The organism is Neisseria sp. 19428wB4_WF04 (assembly GCF_015235335.1).
Taxonomy (GTDB): domain Bacteria; phylum Pseudomonadota; class Gammaproteobacteria; order Burkholderiales; family Neisseriaceae; genus Neisseria; species Neisseria musculi.
Genome location: NZ_JADGLG010000054.1, coordinates 1 through 15,965, shown reverse-complemented (window position 1 = coordinate 15,965; position 15,965 = coordinate 1). Strand labels below are relative to the sequence as shown.

The 15,965-nt window shown below is 51.8% G+C and carries 14 protein-coding genes and 2 pseudogenes; 10 read left to right on the top strand and 6 right to left on the bottom strand.

The annotated features are described in order from the left end of the window. Positions 1–405 precede the first annotated feature (405 nt). Entirely contained in the window at positions 406–879 is a 474-nt protein-coding gene (locus IR141_RS10300) for a CYTH domain-containing protein (RefSeq protein WP_135036879.1), read from the bottom strand. Positions 880–905: 26 nt separating this feature from the next. Further along, positions 906–1,328 (bottom strand): CopD family protein, encoded by a 423-nt coding sequence (locus IR141_RS10295; protein ID WP_135036876.1) that lies wholly within the window; start codon positions 1,326–1,328, stop codon positions 906–908. Between the two features lie 125 nt (positions 1,329–1,453). Here IR141_RS10295 and IR141_RS10290 point away from each other — a divergent pair, with 125 nt between their 5' ends. Together IR141_RS10290 and IR141_RS10285 are read left to right on the top strand one after the other, a co-directional pair. Beyond that, positions 1,454–1,747 (top strand): hypothetical protein, encoded by a 294-nt coding sequence (locus tag IR141_RS10290; protein WP_135036873.1) that lies wholly within the window; start codon positions 1,454–1,456, stop codon positions 1,745–1,747. A 329-nt stretch (positions 1,748–2,076) separates the two neighbouring features. Beyond that, the gene (locus IR141_RS10285) at positions 2,077–3,423 is read left to right on the top strand and encodes a murein transglycosylase A (protein WP_135036870.1); all 1,347 of its coding nucleotides are present in this window, start codon (positions 2,077–2,079) and stop codon (positions 3,421–3,423) included. Positions 3,424–3,504: 81 nt separating this feature from the next. On the opposite strand, the gene IR141_RS10280 is transcribed toward IR141_RS10285, so the two are convergent. Further along, positions 3,505–4,584, bottom strand: coding sequence for a calcium:proton antiporter (locus IR141_RS10280; protein ID WP_135036867.1), 1,080 nt, complete (start codon positions 4,582–4,584; stop codon positions 3,505–3,507). A gap of 945 nt (positions 4,585–5,529) precedes the next feature. Here IR141_RS10280 and IR141_RS10275 point away from each other — a divergent pair. Next, the gene (locus IR141_RS10275) at positions 5,530–6,693 is read left to right on the top strand and encodes a benzoate/H(+) symporter BenE family transporter (protein WP_135036864.1); all 1,164 of its coding nucleotides are present in this window, start codon (positions 5,530–5,532) and stop codon (positions 6,691–6,693) included. Positions 6,694–6,998: 305 nt separating this feature from the next. On the opposite strand, the gene IR141_RS14225 is transcribed toward IR141_RS10275, so the two are convergent. Beyond that, positions 6,999–7,226, bottom strand: a complete 228-nt coding sequence (locus IR141_RS14225) for a helix-turn-helix domain-containing protein (RefSeq protein ID WP_135036861.1) — start codon at positions 7,224–7,226, stop codon at positions 6,999–7,001. A 101-nt stretch (positions 7,227–7,327) separates the two neighbouring features. On the opposite strand from IR141_RS14225, the pseudogene IR141_RS10265 reads away from it, so the two are divergent. After that, positions 7,328–7,980: pseudogene (locus tag IR141_RS10265) on the top strand (IS1595 family transposase). Between the two features lie 71 nt (positions 7,981–8,051). On the opposite strand, the gene rsgA reads toward IR141_RS10265, so the two are convergent. Beyond that, the gene (gene rsgA, locus IR141_RS10260) at positions 8,052–8,918 is read right to left on the bottom strand and encodes a ribosome small subunit-dependent GTPase A (protein ID WP_135036858.1); all 867 of its coding nucleotides are present in this window, start codon (positions 8,916–8,918) and stop codon (positions 8,052–8,054) included. 145 nt (positions 8,919–9,063) lie between these two features. On the opposite strand from rsgA, the gene IR141_RS10255 reads away from it, so the two are divergent. The 3 genes from IR141_RS10255 (at position 9,064) to IR141_RS10245 (ending at position 12,387) form a co-directional block, all read left to right on the top strand. After that, complete coding sequence (locus tag IR141_RS10255) at positions 9,064–9,540, top strand: hypothetical protein (protein WP_135036855.1); 477 nt, start codon at positions 9,064–9,066, stop codon at positions 9,538–9,540. Positions 9,541–9,672: 132 nt separating this feature from the next. Then, entirely contained in the window at positions 9,673–11,802 is a 2,130-nt protein-coding gene (gene dinG, locus IR141_RS10250) for an ATP-dependent DNA helicase DinG (RefSeq protein WP_135036850.1), read from the top strand. Between the two features lie 198 nt (positions 11,803–12,000). Next, positions 12,001–12,387: a hypothetical protein gene (locus IR141_RS10245; RefSeq protein ID WP_135036847.1), complete on the top strand. Its 387-nt coding sequence runs from the start codon at positions 12,001–12,003 to the stop codon at positions 12,385–12,387. 75 nt (positions 12,388–12,462) lie between these two features. Here IR141_RS10245 and gap read toward each other — a convergent pair whose 3' ends face one another. Continuing rightward, entirely contained in the window at positions 12,463–13,470 is a 1,008-nt protein-coding gene (gene gap, locus IR141_RS10240) for a type I glyceraldehyde-3-phosphate dehydrogenase (protein WP_135036844.1), read from the bottom strand. Positions 13,471–14,117: 647 nt separating this feature from the next. Between gap and lpxC the strand changes: the two genes are divergently transcribed. The 3 genes and pseudogenes from lpxC to IR141_RS10225 form a co-directional block, all read left to right on the top strand. Beyond that, positions 14,118–15,035, top strand: coding sequence for a UDP-3-O-acyl-N-acetylglucosamine deacetylase (gene lpxC, locus IR141_RS10235; RefSeq protein ID WP_135036841.1), 918 nt, complete (start codon positions 14,118–14,120; stop codon positions 15,033–15,035). A gap of 175 nt (positions 15,036–15,210) precedes the next feature. Then, a complete protein-coding gene (locus tag IR141_RS10230; RefSeq protein WP_135036838.1) occupies positions 15,211–15,417 on the top strand; it encodes a hypothetical protein in 207 nt (68 codons plus the stop codon). Positions 15,418–15,496: 79 nt separating this feature from the next. Further along, positions 15,497–15,965 (top strand): annotated as a pseudogene (locus IR141_RS10225) (hypothetical protein); the annotation flags it as partial.

Here is a 15,965-nt window from a genome sequence, read left to right as displayed (position 1 = left end):
GAGCAGGACAACTGCAAAAAGGAGCAGAGTCTGCCCTGCTCGACATCGCCCTAAAATCCCTCAGCAAAGGATTGTGAGTATCAAAAAACGGGCCAAATCAGCCCGTTCATTTTTATTTCACTGTGTGAAACAGCATTACAAATCCGCCATCCCACATCAACCCAACCAGTCCCGCCTAATCCCATTTATCTCACAGACCACTATATATTTATCTCACTTGGTTTTACAATGCGCCGATGGAGGGTTTCACACTGAAACATGAACGGATTAGTTTAAACTTAAAAAAGTCGGGTTCTGTAGTCGACAGAGCCCGGCTTGAAAAGGCTGTTTGAGAAAGATTCTTAACTTGTCTAAGTATTGGGGGATAGTTCACAGCTTTCAGACGGCCTTGTTTACAGCCAACCTTTACGGTTTGCCCCATTCAGAATACGGATGTTTGCTTAAATAAGCATTGGTAAATTTGCCGTCTGATGTAATTTCCCTGCCCAACCATTGCGGTTTGGCAAATGCTGCATCTTCGTCTGGCAACTCCAGCTCTGCCACGACTAATGGAGCGTTGTCGCCGAAATATTCATCGATTTCAAACACAAAACCCCGATAATCAATTTTATAACGCCGCTTTTCGAGTTTAAACAGACACATGGTCTGCATCATCGTTTCAGCGTGCGGCAGCGGGATTTCATATTCAAATTCGCTGCGGGCAACATCTGAAATATAGCCTTTCAACGTGAGCCATGCACGGTTGCCGATGATGCGTACGCGTATGGTGCACTCTTTTTCCACACTCAGATAACCCTGGCGCATGGTTTCCGGCTCACCCGCCTGCGCGCGCCAATCATTGTTTTTTAAGAGAAAACGGCGTTCGATTTCAATGGTCATGTTTTCAGACGGCCTCAAAGGGATAATCAAAACGGTTTGAACACCACCAGATACAACGCAGCAACCATAATTACCACGGGGATTTCGTTAAATACGCGGAACCATTTGTGGGAATAACGGTTGCGGTTGTCTTGAAAATCCAAAAGCAGGCGGTAGCAATAGAAGTGGTAGCCTAACAGCACCACTCCCAACGTTACTTTGGTATGCACCCATCCCATACCCCACCAGCCGGCGGCAAACGGAATCACAAAACCCGTCAACACCGCTCCGATACCCAGCGGCGTCATAAATTTAAATAAACGCTCAGCCATGCCTAGCAGGCGCAGATATTCGCTGCGGTTGCCCGCTTCAACTTGGGCAAGGTTCACATAAATACGCGGCAGGTAAAACAACCCGGCAAACCATGAAATAATAAAAAACACATGCAGCAGTTTGAACCACAAATACATTTTAGACGGCCTTTGGAAAATAACCGACATATTGTAGCCTTAAAAACTAGTCTAATAGTTAAGATTTGTTTAAAAATACATTATTTTTGATAAAATACACTGGATTTACGGAAAGGGAAACCCAAATGATTAAGCAATTCGAAATTCACGGCGGTGTGAAAAAAGAGCTGCAAGCCTATCTTGATGCCCAAAACACCGATTTGAAAACTGCCATGGACAATGAAACGCTTAACCGCGATGTTGCCGCGATTATCCACAACGGCCTACCCGCTATGGTACGCAAAATCTATTCGCTCGAAAAAATGCAAACATTTTTTTGGGAAAAGAAAGACTTAATGGTTGAATTTGTTGCCACCCGCCTGGCTGCTGTCGATAAAAAAACCAAAGGCAGCAAAAACACCGGCCGAAAGAAATGCTGATTAAAATCCCGTTTTAGCTCTGCAGAATAAAAACACAGGTTAAGACTCAATACCTGTCAATACCATATGAAATACCTCGGGCCGTATCGAAACCATATCCGCAACCCAACCCAAGCTGTTCAGACGGCCTGCGGCAATATGCAAAGATTGCCGCAGGCCGGATTTAGCCCGTTGATTCTATGTTAGAATGCCCCCATTTCTGTTTCAGGCCGGCTTAAAACCGACCAAACGGGGAACCGCGCAGCTGCAAAACTTGTCTGCCTTATTTCAAACTTTTAAAACTATGCCGTCCGAAACCCCCGTTTCAGACGGCCTTATCACACAACACTATGAACCGTAAAAATTTTTACCGTATCGCCTTGTTGGGCATTACCGCTGCTGTTTTAGCCGCCTGCGGCACCAAAAAAACCAAGCCCGGCATCGCTGTTCCCCCCGTGCAGCAACCGCCCGCGCCGCCGGTAATACAGGGCGAACCGCTGCCCGCCGGCACACCCGCTCCGGAGGGCTTCGTGCATTCTCCCGGCGGCGGTGCCAGCTACAAAGCCGTATCCCACAACACCATGCCGCAATGGAACGAACAAAACTTTGCCGACAGCCTGCGTTCGTTCCGTCTCGGTTGCGAAAAACTGCAAGCACAGCCCAATTGGCGAAACGTGTGCGCCCAAGCTGCGCAAACGCCCTATAAAAACGCCGAAGCCAAAGCTTTTTTCGAGCAGTATTTCACCCCCTGGCAGGTGAGCGGCAACGGCAGCCTTGCCGGCACCGTAACCGGCTATTATGAACCCGTGCTTTTGGGCGATTCGAACAACACCCGCAACGCGCGCTTTCCCATCTACGGCATTCCCAATGATTTTATTTCGGTTGATCTGCCCGCTTCGCTGCGCAACAGCAAAGCCACCGTGCGTATCCGCCAAACCGGCCCCAACAAAGGTGTAATCGATGCCGCCGGCCCTTATTCGGCCAACCTTTCACAATTTCCGCTTACCGCGCGCAGCCGGGCATTGAAAGGCCGTTTTTCCGGCAACCGCTTTGTGCCTTATTACACCCGCGCCCAGATTAACGGCGGTGCGCTTGACGGCAAAGCGCCGATACTGGGCTATGCCGAAGACCCGGTGGAGCTGTTTTTTCTGCACATTCAAGGTTCCGGCCGTCTGAAAACCCCTGCGGGCAACCATATCCGCGTGGGCTTTGCCGATAAAAACGAACATCCCTATGTTTCGATAGGCCGCTACATGGCCGACAAAGGCTATCTGCCGCTGGCGCAAACCACGATGCAGGGCATCAAAGAATATATGCGCCGCAACCCGCAGCGGCTGGCCGAAGTGTTGGGGCAAAACCCCAGCTATGTGTTTTTCCGCCCGCTGCCGGGCAATGACGATGGCCCGGTCGGCGCACTCGGTACCCCGCTAATGGGCCAGTATGCCGGTGCTGTAGACCGCCATTACATCACGTTGGGCGCACCGCTGTTTGTGGCCACCACCCACCCCGACAGCAACTACGCCCTCAACCGCCTGATTATGGCGCAGGATACCGGCAGCGCAATCAAAGGCGCAGTGCGGGTGGATTATTTCTGGGGCTACGGCGATGAAGCCGGCGCAGTGGCGGGCAAACAGAAACACAAAGGCTATGTGTGGCAGCTTCTCCCCAACGGCATCATGCCCGAATACCGCCCTTAAGGTTCCGGTTTGATTAAAAAAAGCCGTCTGAAAATATTTCAGACGGCCTTTGTGTTTACCCAAAGCAAGAAGGAGGGGGAGTTACGGCACAATCACGGTAAACACATACGCAGCCATGCCCACCAGCAACACCACGCCGTAGAGCATATTGGTGCGGCCGTGGTTGAGTGAAAGCATGACGGTGAAAATTGAAAGTGCCAACAATACCATGGCTTTTAGATCCAGGCCTAAAACCATGTTGATATCAAATAGCAGGCACACGATTACTACGGCGGGAATGGTGAGGCCGATGCTGGCCAGTGCCGAGCCTAAAGCCAGATTGATGCTGGTTTGCAGGCGGTTGCGGCGGGCGGCTTTGAGTGCGGCCAAGCCTTCGGGCAACAGTACCACGGCAGCAATAATCACGCCCACCAATGCTTTGGGCGCGCCCAAATCGGCCACAATGCCTTCCACCGCAGGGGAGAGTGCTTTGGCCAGCAACACCACAATGCCCAGGCAGATAATCAAGAAAATCAGGCTGGTTAAGGCGACTTTCATTGAGGGAGGGTCGGCATGGTGGCTTTGGTCATCGTCATCGGCAAGAAAATAATCACGGTGGCGTATGGTTTGCACCATGATAAACGAGCTGTACAACACCAGCGATGCAACGGCCACAAACACAAGTTGGGCGGCGTTGTAGGTGGGGCCCTCAGTGCTGGTGGTGAAGTTGGGCAGCACTAACGTGAGCGTGAGAATGGCCACCAGGGTTACCAGCGCGGTGGTGGCCGATTTTTGGCCGAAAAACTGTTCGCGGTGCTTTAAGCCGCCAATCAGCAGACACCCTCCCAAAATACCGTTTAAAATCAGCATAATGGCAGCGAAAACTGTGTCGCGCGCCAAATAGGCGGCATTGTCGCCGCCCGCAACCATCAATGAAACAATCAATGCTACTTCGATAACGGTAATCGCCAGTGCCAGAATAATGGTGCCGAACGGCTCGCCGACTTTGTGTGCCACCACTTCAGCATGATGCACAGCCGAGAGTACGCTGCCGATAAGCAAAATGCCGCCGGCGATTTGCAGCCAGCCGCTGTCTTTAATGCCGATAAAGTAAAGGCCCCAAGCCAAAACGGGCAGGGCGAGCGACCACAGGGGAAGCTGTGTGTGCGGGTGTGAAGCCATAAATAACGAATATCCTTATAATGGAAACGGTGTGGAAAAGCTGCGCATTATAACGGATAACAGGCTGTTTTTCATAACCTTATCAAACAAGCGCAATGCTGCTGTTTGAAATTTCCAATGGTTTCTCGGGGGCTGCGTGTAGCGGCCGTCTGAAAGCCCGGACATAACCCTCACTTAGGCCGAACCCTCTGCAAAAAGGCCTGAAGGCCGTCTGAAAGGCTGAAATACCGTTATTTGTGCACCACAGGCGGCAACTCCGGTGGAAAAATTTAACGTTTCGGTCAAACAAATGCTCCAATTTCCGCCTGCGCGGGGCGGCGCAGCGGGCTTGCAGAGCCGGTAACGTTTCTTAATGTTTGGAATGTTGCCGATGCGACAGGCCGTCTGAAAATATTTTCAAACGGCTGTTTCCAACGGCTTGCCGGTTTTTGCGGCACCGCAGCGGGTTGGTGTTTGGAATGTTGCAGAGATTCCAGATGTAGGAAGCGGCCGGGATGTGGCTGCTTTTATCCGGGCAGCTTTTATTTCTTCGGGAGAAGAGCATCCCGTGATGTTGGTTATGTCCGAAAACCGCACGGCGTTGCCGTGCCTTACGCATTTTTAGCAGCCCAAAAAATCCACAAACGGGTATCCCGGCAACAAACGGAAAGGGTGGGCAATGCCGGGGTTGCATGATGGGGCAGGCATGGTTGTGATGCTTGAAAACACCGGCACCAATCCGCCAAATTCCGCTTCCCGCCCGCCGGCGCAGCAGTGCCTGTGTTATAGTGGATTTGCTTTATTTCCGGCACAAAACAGCAGGCCGCAGCTGTTGCAGATAGCACGCAACCGGTTTTGTTGCCGCGCCCAACCGTTTTCTTTGGGACGGAGCGCGGCAGGGCTGCGCCGGAAATAAAGCGGGTTTGCCCTATAACCGTGTTTCTTCCGACAACCGCCGCCCAACTTATGCCCAAGCTTACCGATTTTTCTGCTTCTCATTTTTCCGCCGCTGTTGCTGCATTTTTGGTGTCTTACGGCAGCAGCGCGGTCATTATTTATCAGGCTGCCCTGGCATTCGGTGCATCACCTTCACAAACCGTATCGTGGTTTACCGCGCTCCCGCTGGTATGCGGTGTGCTGACTTTGGGCTTGAGCCTGCGCTACAAAGCGCCGGTGATGATTGCCTGGTGTACGCCCGGCGCAGCGGTGTTGGCAGGGTTGGGCGGCATCGGGCTGAATGATGCGGTAACGGGATTTATGGCGGCAGCCGCCGCAATGTGGCTGGTGTCGGCATTGGGCTGGTTTGACCGCTTGGTGCGCATGATTCCCGCCCAGCTGGCAGCAGCCATGCTGGCAGGCATATTGATTCATTTCGGCAGCCGCGTGTTTGCCGCCATGAGCAGCCAAACAGCTCTGGTGGGGGTTATGCTGGCAGTGTTTTTCCTAACCAAAATCCGCCTCGCGCGTTACAGCATTTTGCTGATGCTGGCGGCGGGGGTCGGCTATGCAGCGTGGTCGGGGCTTATCGACCAAACGCTGCTGGTTTGGCGCAACCCTGTGTTGGAATGGGTCGGCCCCGGGCTGCATTTCGGGCACACCGTCAGCGTGGCCGTACCGCTGTTTATCGCATCACTGGCCACACAAAACGTGCCCGGTATGGCCGTTTTACGGGGCTACGGTTACCAAACTCCCGCCCGGCCGCTGGTGGAAAGCAGCGCGGCCGCCACCTTGCTGGCCGCGCCGTTCGGTGCGTTTATGGTGAACCTGGCAGCCATCAGCTCCGCCATTTGCATGGGCAGCGATGTGGATAAAAACCCCGAACGGCGCTATTTGGCCACCTTATTGCTGGGAGTGGTTTACCTGTTGGCCGCCGCTGCGGGCGGCATTACCGTAGCCATGTTTGCCGCCCTGCCCGCCGAATTGACAGCATCGTTGGCCGGCATTGCCGTGTTCGGCACGCTGCAAGCCAACCTCGCTGCCGCCTGGCAATGCGAACACTCGCGCGAAGCGGCACTGGTTACGCTGCTGGCTTCCGCATCAGGCATGACGCTTTGGGGCATAAGCAGCGCATTTTGGGGGCTCGTGTTGGGTTTGGCGGTTTACCACCTGAACCTGAAAACAGCGAAATAACATAACAAACTGTTTTATGGCTGTTTGAAAGCTGTGAACTATCCCCCAATACTTAGACAAGTTAAGAATCTTTCTCAAACAGCCTTTTCAAGCCGGGCTCTGTCGACTACAGAACCCGACTTTTTTTAAGTTTAAACTAATCCGTTCATGTTTCAGTGTGAAACCCTCCATCGGCGCATTGTCCCAACAATTGCCTTGTTTAAACGGTTTGTCAGCTTTGGCGGCGTACCCTCCTTTTCGTTGAGGACTTTCATGTGTTTTAAGTAGTCGTTCTGCACCCTCATGTACTCCCTCCAACTCTTCAATCAGTTGTGCTCGGGTTTATCGGTGATAAACGGGTTTTTGCATTTAGTCTTCATAGAGGCAGCCTGTAGGTGTTGAAGTACGGCGATACCGCCTTGCCGATAAGCGGCTATCCAACGGCGTAGATGTGTGCGTGAGACGTTGAAGTACCATTTGGTGCGCTGTTGGCTGTGCACTTGGTGATAATAGGGTGCGGCTTGGTATTTGAAGTTGAGTGTATATTTGGACATAAGAAAACAGCACCTTTTAAAGTTGGAGGAAGTGTTTAACCTTAAAAGGTGCTATTTTCTTTGGGGCTGACGTAGATTAGCAATCATGACAGGCTGCTAAAATGAAGATAACAAACTGTAAATTAAGCAAAAAAGCACAGAAGACACTACTCGGATATTTTGTGCCGGAAGTTACCGCCGTTAGGCTGCCGATGTCTTGGGTATCCGGCCCAACACCGCCATACTCTTTTACCGCAAAATCCGCCTCGTCATCAGCCATCATTCGGCCTTGGAGGCCGATCAGGTTTTTGAAGGTTCCGTAGAGTCAGATGAGTGCTGCTCCGGCGGTAAACGCAAAGGAAAACGCGGCACAGGAGCCGCAGGCAAAGTGGTGGTTTTCGGTATCCTCAAACATGGCGGCAAGGTTTATACCGTGGTCGTAGATAACGCCAAAAAAGAGAGTTTGTTGCCTGTTATTGCGAAGAAAATCATGCCGGACAGTGTGGTGTATACCGACAGTTTAAGCAGCGATGATGTCCCGGATGTCGGCGGTTTTCACCACCATAGGATTAACCACGGCAAGACATTTGCTCAGAGGCAAAACCACATCAACGGCATCGGGAATTTTTGGAATCAGGCCAAGCGTGTGCTGCGCAAATACAACGGAATCGACTGAAAGTCTTTTTCCCTATTCTTGAAAGAATGCGGGTTTCGTTTTAACTTTGGCACACCAAGTGAGCAGTTGAAAATCTTGCGGGATTGGTGTGGTATTTAGGGTAAGCTACTTCAACCCCTTTTCTTTTCCAGAAGGCCTTTAGTTTTTTATTCGAATATACCCGGCAAGTCCTAACGTAAAAGCTCACTAGTAATCTGCTGCAAAAACACTAACCTGGATTCGCGGATTTTCCCTGTTCCGGCGGCGGTTTTTACTGCGCAGCCCGGTTCGGCGCGGTGGCTGCAATTGTGGAAGCGGCACTTCCCCGCCAGATGGCGCAGGTCGGGAAAATAGTGTAGCAATTGCGCTGCCTGCAAATGGTACAGGCCGAATTCTTGCAGGCCGGGCGAGTCGATTAGTTTGGTTTCTTCATTTAAATCATATAATTGTGCGTGGGTGGTGGTGTGCTTGCCCGAATCGAGCGCGGTGGAAATTTCTCCCACGCGTGCGGCATCGCTGCCCAAAAGCGCATTGGTGAGCGTGGATTTTCCCATGCCGCTCTGCCCTAAAAAAATATTGGTATGCCCCTGCATCAGCGGCCGCAGGTTGTCGGCGTTATCGAGTGCGCAGGTTTCGACAACGGGATAACCCAATGATTCGTAAAAATTTAATTTTTCCCGCCAAGCCGCTGTTTCGGGCAGGTCGGCTTTATTTGCTACCACCGCTGCACCGATTCCCTCTGCCTCTGCGGCCAGCAGTGCCCGTTGCAACAGCAGTTCGTTGGGTGCAGGCACAGCGGCGGTTACGATAAACAGCTTATCCACATTGGCGGCAATCAGCTTGGCTTTCCGGGCATCCTGCCGGTAGAGCAGGCTTTTGCGCGGCAGATAGTTTTCGATAACTGCCTGACTGCTGTTGACGGGTGTGATATGCACCCAGTCGCCGCAGGCAAAATCCACCCGTTTTTTGCGGGTGGTGGCATCGAAAACGGCACCGGACGGCGTGCGCACGATAAAACGGCGGCCGTAGCTTGCGGTGATTTGGGCGGTGTCGGGCATAAAATCGGGCAGATAGAAATAAAGATTTATTTTACAGGATAATCCGGGCCGTCTGAAAAACCTTTTCAGACGGCCCGGATGACTGACGTTTATATAAAATAACTCTATAATCATTAAACCGTTTTTAGTTTTTGAGGGAACCACTATGCATAAGAGTGCTTTTTTTCTGGCTGCCTTTGCCGCCTTGTCTTCGGCTTCTGCCGCCGAAATTTATATTGCCGAGCAGATTCCTTATCAGGATGAAAGCCGCATCGATCATCGGATAACATCCGAATGCACGAAAATCGGCACGGTTATGTCTGAATCCATTGTGAAACATGCAGCAGCGCAAGGAGTTACCGTTGTGCGCTCTACCGAGCCTGAAAAATATGGCCGTTATGCAAAAATCACCATCGACGCGGCCATGAGCTCAGGCAATGCCTTTATCGGCCATGCCAAAGGTTTGTCGGTATATAACGAACTGTTTCAAAATGGAAAAGCAGTTCACAAAACTACCATGAGCCGCAATTCCACGGGCGGAATGTTCGGCGGCTTCAAAAGCTCGTGTTCCGTGCTTTACCGCACCGCCAACGTACTGGGCAAAGACATTGCCGGTTGGCTGGCAGCCCAAAACAAACCGTAACCACCAATTTTCAAACCATCGGCAAAGGTCGTCTGAAACGTTTCAGACGGCCTTTGTGTTTCAGACGGCCTTTACACAGATCAATGATAAAATAATGCTTTCCCGCCTAACCTGCCTTGCCCAAACGGCCTTATGCTCACTGATTTAGAAAAAAACGCCATCCGCGACCACTACCGCGCCATTTCGCAAAACCTGCCGCAGTTCCGCCCGCGGGCAGCTCAGCGGGAAATGATTGCGGCCGTTGCCAACGCCTTTTCGCGCACGCAAACCCGTGCCGAAGGCGAAGAAGCACCCAAGCGCGAGGGAGAAAGCATTGTGGTGGTGGAAGGCCCCACCGGTGTGGGCAAAAGCCTAGCCTATCTGCTGGCGGGCGGCATCATGGCGCAAACGCGCGGCAAGCGGCTGATTGTGTCGAGTGCCACGGTGGCCTTGCAGGAGCAGCTGGTTAACCGCGATTTGCCGTTTTTAGTGGCCCAAAGCGGTCTAGAGCTGACTTTCGCGCTCGTCAAAGGGCGCGGCCGCTATCTCTGCCCCTACAAACTCTACCAGCTCACCCAAAGCAATGCCCAGCAAAACCTGCTCGGGTTTGAAACGCCCGCCGTGTTGTGGGACAGCAAGCCCAAGCCCGAAGAATTAAAGCTCTTGCGCGGTATGGCCGATGAATTTGCCGCCCGCCGCTTCAACGGCGACCGCGATACCTGGCCGGAAAAAATCGACGATGCGGTGTGGATGAAGGTGAATAACGACAATTACGGCTGCCTCAAAGCCGCCTGCCCCAACCGCCCGGAATGCCCGTTTTACCTCGCGCGCGACACGCTCGAAAATGTCGATGTGGTGGTGGCCAACCACGATTTGCTGATGGTCGATATCGGCATGGGCGGCGGCGTGATTCTGCCTGCGCCCGAAAACAGCTTTTACTGCATCGATGAAGCCCACCACCTGCCCAAAAAAGCCCTCAGCCAGTTTGCTGCCGAACACTCATGGAACCAGGCCGTGTGGGCGCTGGAAAAACTCCCCGCCGTTACCGGCAAAATCGCCGCGCTCACCGACAAGGCCGAGCTGGCAAACTTGGCGGACGAAGCCGCCGCCGCCCTGCTCGAAAGCCTGCACGAATGGCAGTTTCATCTTTCCGAAGAGCCCGAATTGAGGCCGTCTGAAAACAATGAATCGGTGTGGCTGTGGCAGGACGGAAAAATTCCCGAAGCGCTGGAACTCACCGTATCCAACACCGCCGTTGCCGCCCGCAGCCTCTACAAACACGCCAACGGTCTCAACGATGCATTGGCCGCCGCCCGCCGCGACAAAGACCAAAACAGCTCCCAAATCGACCGTCTCAGCACCGAATTCGGCGTATTCCGCGCCCGCATCGAGCAAATCACCGCTGCTTGGGATTTGCTCGCTACCGTACCCCCTGAAGGCGAGGAGCCGTTGGCCAAATGGATTACCCGCCGCCTTGACGACAAAAACGACTACATCTTTCATGCCAGCCCCATCAGCAGCGCCTCCCATCTGGCCAACAACCTGTGGCGGCGCGCTGCCGGCGCTGTGCTCACCTCTGCCACCCTGCAATCGCTGGGCAGTTTCAACCTGATTTTGCGCCAAACCGGCCTGCAATGGCTGCCCGAAACCACCACGCTCGCCCTGCAAAGCCCGTTTGATTTCGATGCACAGGGCGAGCTGTATCTCCCGCCCGTGCACGCCAGCCCCAAAGACCCCGCCGCCCACACCGCTGCCATTGTCGAATGGCTGCCCAAACTGATTTGCACTGAAGAAGGCATCGGCACACTGGTGCTGTTTTCTTCACGCAAACAAATGCAGGAAGTGGCTCTGCGCCTGCCCGAAGTCTATCTGCCGCTGTTGCTGGTGCAGGGCGAGCTGCCCAAAGCAACGTTGCTGCAAAAACACCATCAGGCCGTTAGCGAAGGCCGCGCCAGCATTATTTTCGGGCTGGACAGCTTCGCCGAGGGGCTGGATTTGCCCGGGTTGGCCTGCGTGCAGGTGATTATCGCCAAACTGCCGTTTTCCATGCCCGACAATCCCGTTGAAAAAACCCAAAACCGCTGGATAGAGCAACGCGGCGGCAACCCTTTTATCGAAATCACCGTGCCCGAAGCCAGCATCAAACTGGTGCAGGCAGTCGGCCGCCTCATCCGCACCGAAAGCGATTACGGCCGCGTAACCATACTCGACAACCGCGTCAAAACCCAAAACTACGGCCGCCAAATGCTCGCCTGTCTGCCGCCGTTTAAAAGAATCGGATAATGGGCGCAGAGGTCGAAAGCCCTGCAAAATTCAAAAAACTTGTTTACCGCCGTCACCGGGTTTAAACCGGGCACGGCGGCAGTTATGGTGAATCCGCTCCGCATTTCCATTACGGCGCGGCCAAACCCCGACCCAAAGAAAACGGTTTTGCAAACCGCTTAAGCGGTATGAAACTGGTTCCATATTGCCGGCAGCTTGATGTCTTGTATCGAAAATAAAATAGATACACGATTAAAAAGCCTTTGCAAAACAAATTTAGGCCGTCTGCAAAACAAATTTAGGCCGTCTGAAAGGCTTCCATACCATTATTCCCACTCATATTCTCACTCAGGCGGAAATTCTGATAAAAATATTGAAATATTATCAAATAAATACCCGAATGCCCGAACGCTCGGATTACCGCCGGCGCGGGGGCAGCACAGCAGGCTTGCGAAGTTGATAGCGGCAAACAAACTTCCTGTGGTGTTTTTGAATGTTGCAAAGGCCCCAGAGATATTTTTAGACGGCTTGAAATTATTTTTGAAAAAATCCCAAATTAAAAAAACCTGCTTGCCTATAAATGCGGCCCAACAAAAGGCCGTCTGAAATATTTCAGACGGCCTGCTTTATTTTGATTGAGTGATTGTGAAGCGTAAACAGCCGGTTAATTAAGTAGGAAAATTACTTAATCAGCTTGGCGAAATATTCCAAAGTGCGCACCAACTGGCAGGTGTACGACATTTCATTGTCGTACCAAGCCACGGTTTTCACCAACTGTTTGCCGCCCACGGTCATCACCCGGGTTTGGGTGGCATCAAACAGCGAGCCCGCTTCCAAACCGATCACATCGGAAGACACGATTTGGTCTTCAGTGTAGCCGTAAGACTCGCTTTGGGCAGCTTTCATGGCGGCGTTAATCTCTTCAACAGTAACGGTTTTTTCAAGCACGGTAACCAGCTCGGTGAGCGAACCCGTGGCCACAGGCACGCGCTGGGCAGAACCATCGAGTTTACCGTTCAGCTCGGGGATCACCAAGCCGATGGCTTTGGCGGCACCGGTGCTGTTGGGCACAATATTAATGGCAGCGGCGCGGGCGCGGCGGAAATCGCCTTTGCGGTGCGGCGCATCCAGTGTGTTTTGGTCGCCGGTGTAGGCATGAATGGTGGTCATCAGGCCTTCAACCACGCCAAACTGTTTCTGCAGCACGGCGGCCATCGGCGCCAGGCAGTTGGTGGTGCACGAAGCGGCAGAAATCACGGTTTCGCTGCCATCGAGAATTTCTTGGTTCACGCCGTAAACCACAGTTTTCACATCATTGCCGCCGGGTGCGGAAATCACCACTTTTTTGGCACCGGCGCGGATATGGGCTTCGGCTTTGTCTTTTTTGGTGAAAAAGCCCGTGCATTCCAGCACCACATCCACACCCAGCTCACCCCACGGCAGCTCTTCGGGGTTGGGGTTGGCAAACACTTTGATTTCTTTTCCGTTTACGGAAATAGCGCCGTCTTTCAGCTCGGCAACGCCCTCAAAGCGGCCTTGGGTGCTGTCGTATTTAAACAGGTGCAGCAGCATATCGGCCGGCGTTAAGTCGTTTACCGCCACCACTTCGATGCCTTCGGTTTTGATGATTTGACGCAAAGCCAAGCGGCCGATGCGGCCGAAGCCGTTAATCGCAACTTTAATGCTCATTTCGATTTGCTCCTTAAAACAAATAGTTTGGGTTGATTGTTTGATTTGCTGCTTTTTACCATGAAATAAAATTACTACCTAGCACTACTTTGATAAAGCCGCAAAAATCTGATTTAAATTAAGTAAGCATCGGATAAAGGGGATAAAGGCCGTCTGAAAATTTTAATATTTTGATTTAAAATATCAAAATATGATTTAAAGAAAATATTCCTTGTTGCGGGTAATGATTTTATGCTTGAAAACATCAAGATATTATTTATTGCAAGATATTATTTATTGAATGTTGTCGATAAAAGCGGTATCAATCCAAAATAAATGAGAATTAAGCTGAAATAATCTTTCAAGCTGTAGATAAACAATCAGACACCCGCATTTTTCAGACGGCCTGATACAAGATAACGATAAGTAAATACTATTAAAAATATTATGCCGGCAGCTCCGTTTTACCGTATAGTGGATTCAGTTCATTTTCGCTACAGACAGCCCGCCCCTGCTTGAAGCAAACAATTTGGCAAGCTGCCAAAGCGGCTGCCGAACCGGCTTCATACTGCTGTACAACCTATGGCTTGCCGTGCTGTATCGGAATCATGAAATCTATTGTATTATCAAAAACATCTTTTCCGGTCGTATTTTGTGAAAGGCAAATTATGCTGCAAAGAACACTGGCGAGACCCATCAGCGTAACCGGAGTCGGCCTGCATTCCGGCGAACGCGTGGCGCTCACACTCCACCCCGCATCTGAAAACAGCGGTATTTCATTCCGCCGCACCGATTTGGGCGGCAAACAGGGCGAAATAATCGCGCTCACCCCTTATCTGATTAACGACACCCGTTTATCCTCCACCGTGGTAACCGATTCGGGCGTGCGCGTAGGCACCATCGAGCATATTATGTCGGCATTGGCGGCTTACGGCATCGATAATGCGCTCATCGAGTTGAATGCGCCTGAAATTCCGATTATGGACGGCTCCAGCCTGCCTTTTATCTATCTGCTGCAAGATGCGGGCATCATCGATCAAAAAGCGCAGAAACGCTTCTTGAAAATTTTAAAACCGGTAGAAGTGAAAGAAACCGGAAAATGGGTGCGCTTCACGCCCTATAACGGTTTCAAAATAACGCTCACCATCGAATTCGACCACCCTGTGTTCAACCGCAGCAGCCCCACCTTTGAAATCGACTTTGCCGGCAAATCCTATATAGACGAAATCGCCCGCGCGCGCACGTTCGGCTTTATGCAGGAAGTAGAGCTGATGCGCTCGCACAATCTCGGCCTGGGCGGCAACCTTTCCAACGCCATCGTAATCGACGATACCGATGTGCTCAACCCCGAAGGGCTGCGCTATCCCGATGAATTTGTGCGCCATAAAATTCTTGATGCCGTAGGCGATTTGTATATTTTAGGCCACCCGATTGTCGGCGCATTTGAAGGCTACAAATCAGGCCACGCCATCAACAACGCCCTGCTGCGTACCGTTTTGACCGACCCGGCTAACTACGAATGGGTAGAATTTAAAAACGAAGAAGATTTGCCCCCCGCATTTCACAAATTGCCCCGCGCCGCATAGCATTTTTCATACCCGTTAAAGCAACGAAACAAACAGAATAAAGGCCGTCTGAAAATATTTTCCCATAAGGAAACTTTTCAGACGGCCTTATATATTGCACCCCAAGAAAAGGGGTGTATTTTTACATTATACCCCTTGACAAAACAGAATAACCGACTTTTAAAAGAGGTCTCAAATGTCATCAGCCTACTACACCGTAACACCCGAACCCGAACTTTTTCCCAAGTCCTACATTGTCCGCATTTTCAGAGACGACAATCTGAGCCGCACGGTCTGTTTTCCTGTCTGCAATCCTCTGAACCGTGTCAAAACCGTCAATCAGGCTTGCGAATACGGGCGTTTGGCCGTGCGCCAAATCATGGATAGGGAGTCTGCCGAATGATTAGCCAAGACAAAGCAAAAAAAGCGCGTGAAGCCGTATTTGGTGGCGGCGGCTTTGCCGACGCGCCAAAGGCGGCTTCATGCGCCGGTATGGCGCCCCCTTATCTAACAGGGGGGGAGCAGAAACGGCAGCGGCCGTAAGCGCGGAGCAGGAAGCGTTTGAAAAATACACCCACTTTCTGACCGATTCCAAAGGCCGTCTGCTGGAGATTCCGTTAAGACGCGGTAAGGCAGATTCTGCCTTTATCGACCAAATCAGTTTTTCAATCCACGAAGATACTTTGTCGCTGCTCGCCGGTTACCCGCTCGTTTCCGATGATGAATATATTGTCCGTGCGTCTATGGAACTTAGCGGTATTTTCGGCTTCGGCATTACCGAAAAAGCCAAACATACGGGCGGGCGTTTTTATGATTCCTGCTGGCTTGTTAAATATCGTGCAAAACTGAGCCAGGGAAACGGGGAGTTGTGCTCCAAAATTGAGCCACTCTCCGTTTGTTATAAACTGCTCCGCTTTATCACACAGCGGAGCCCAACCTGGATGTTATGCA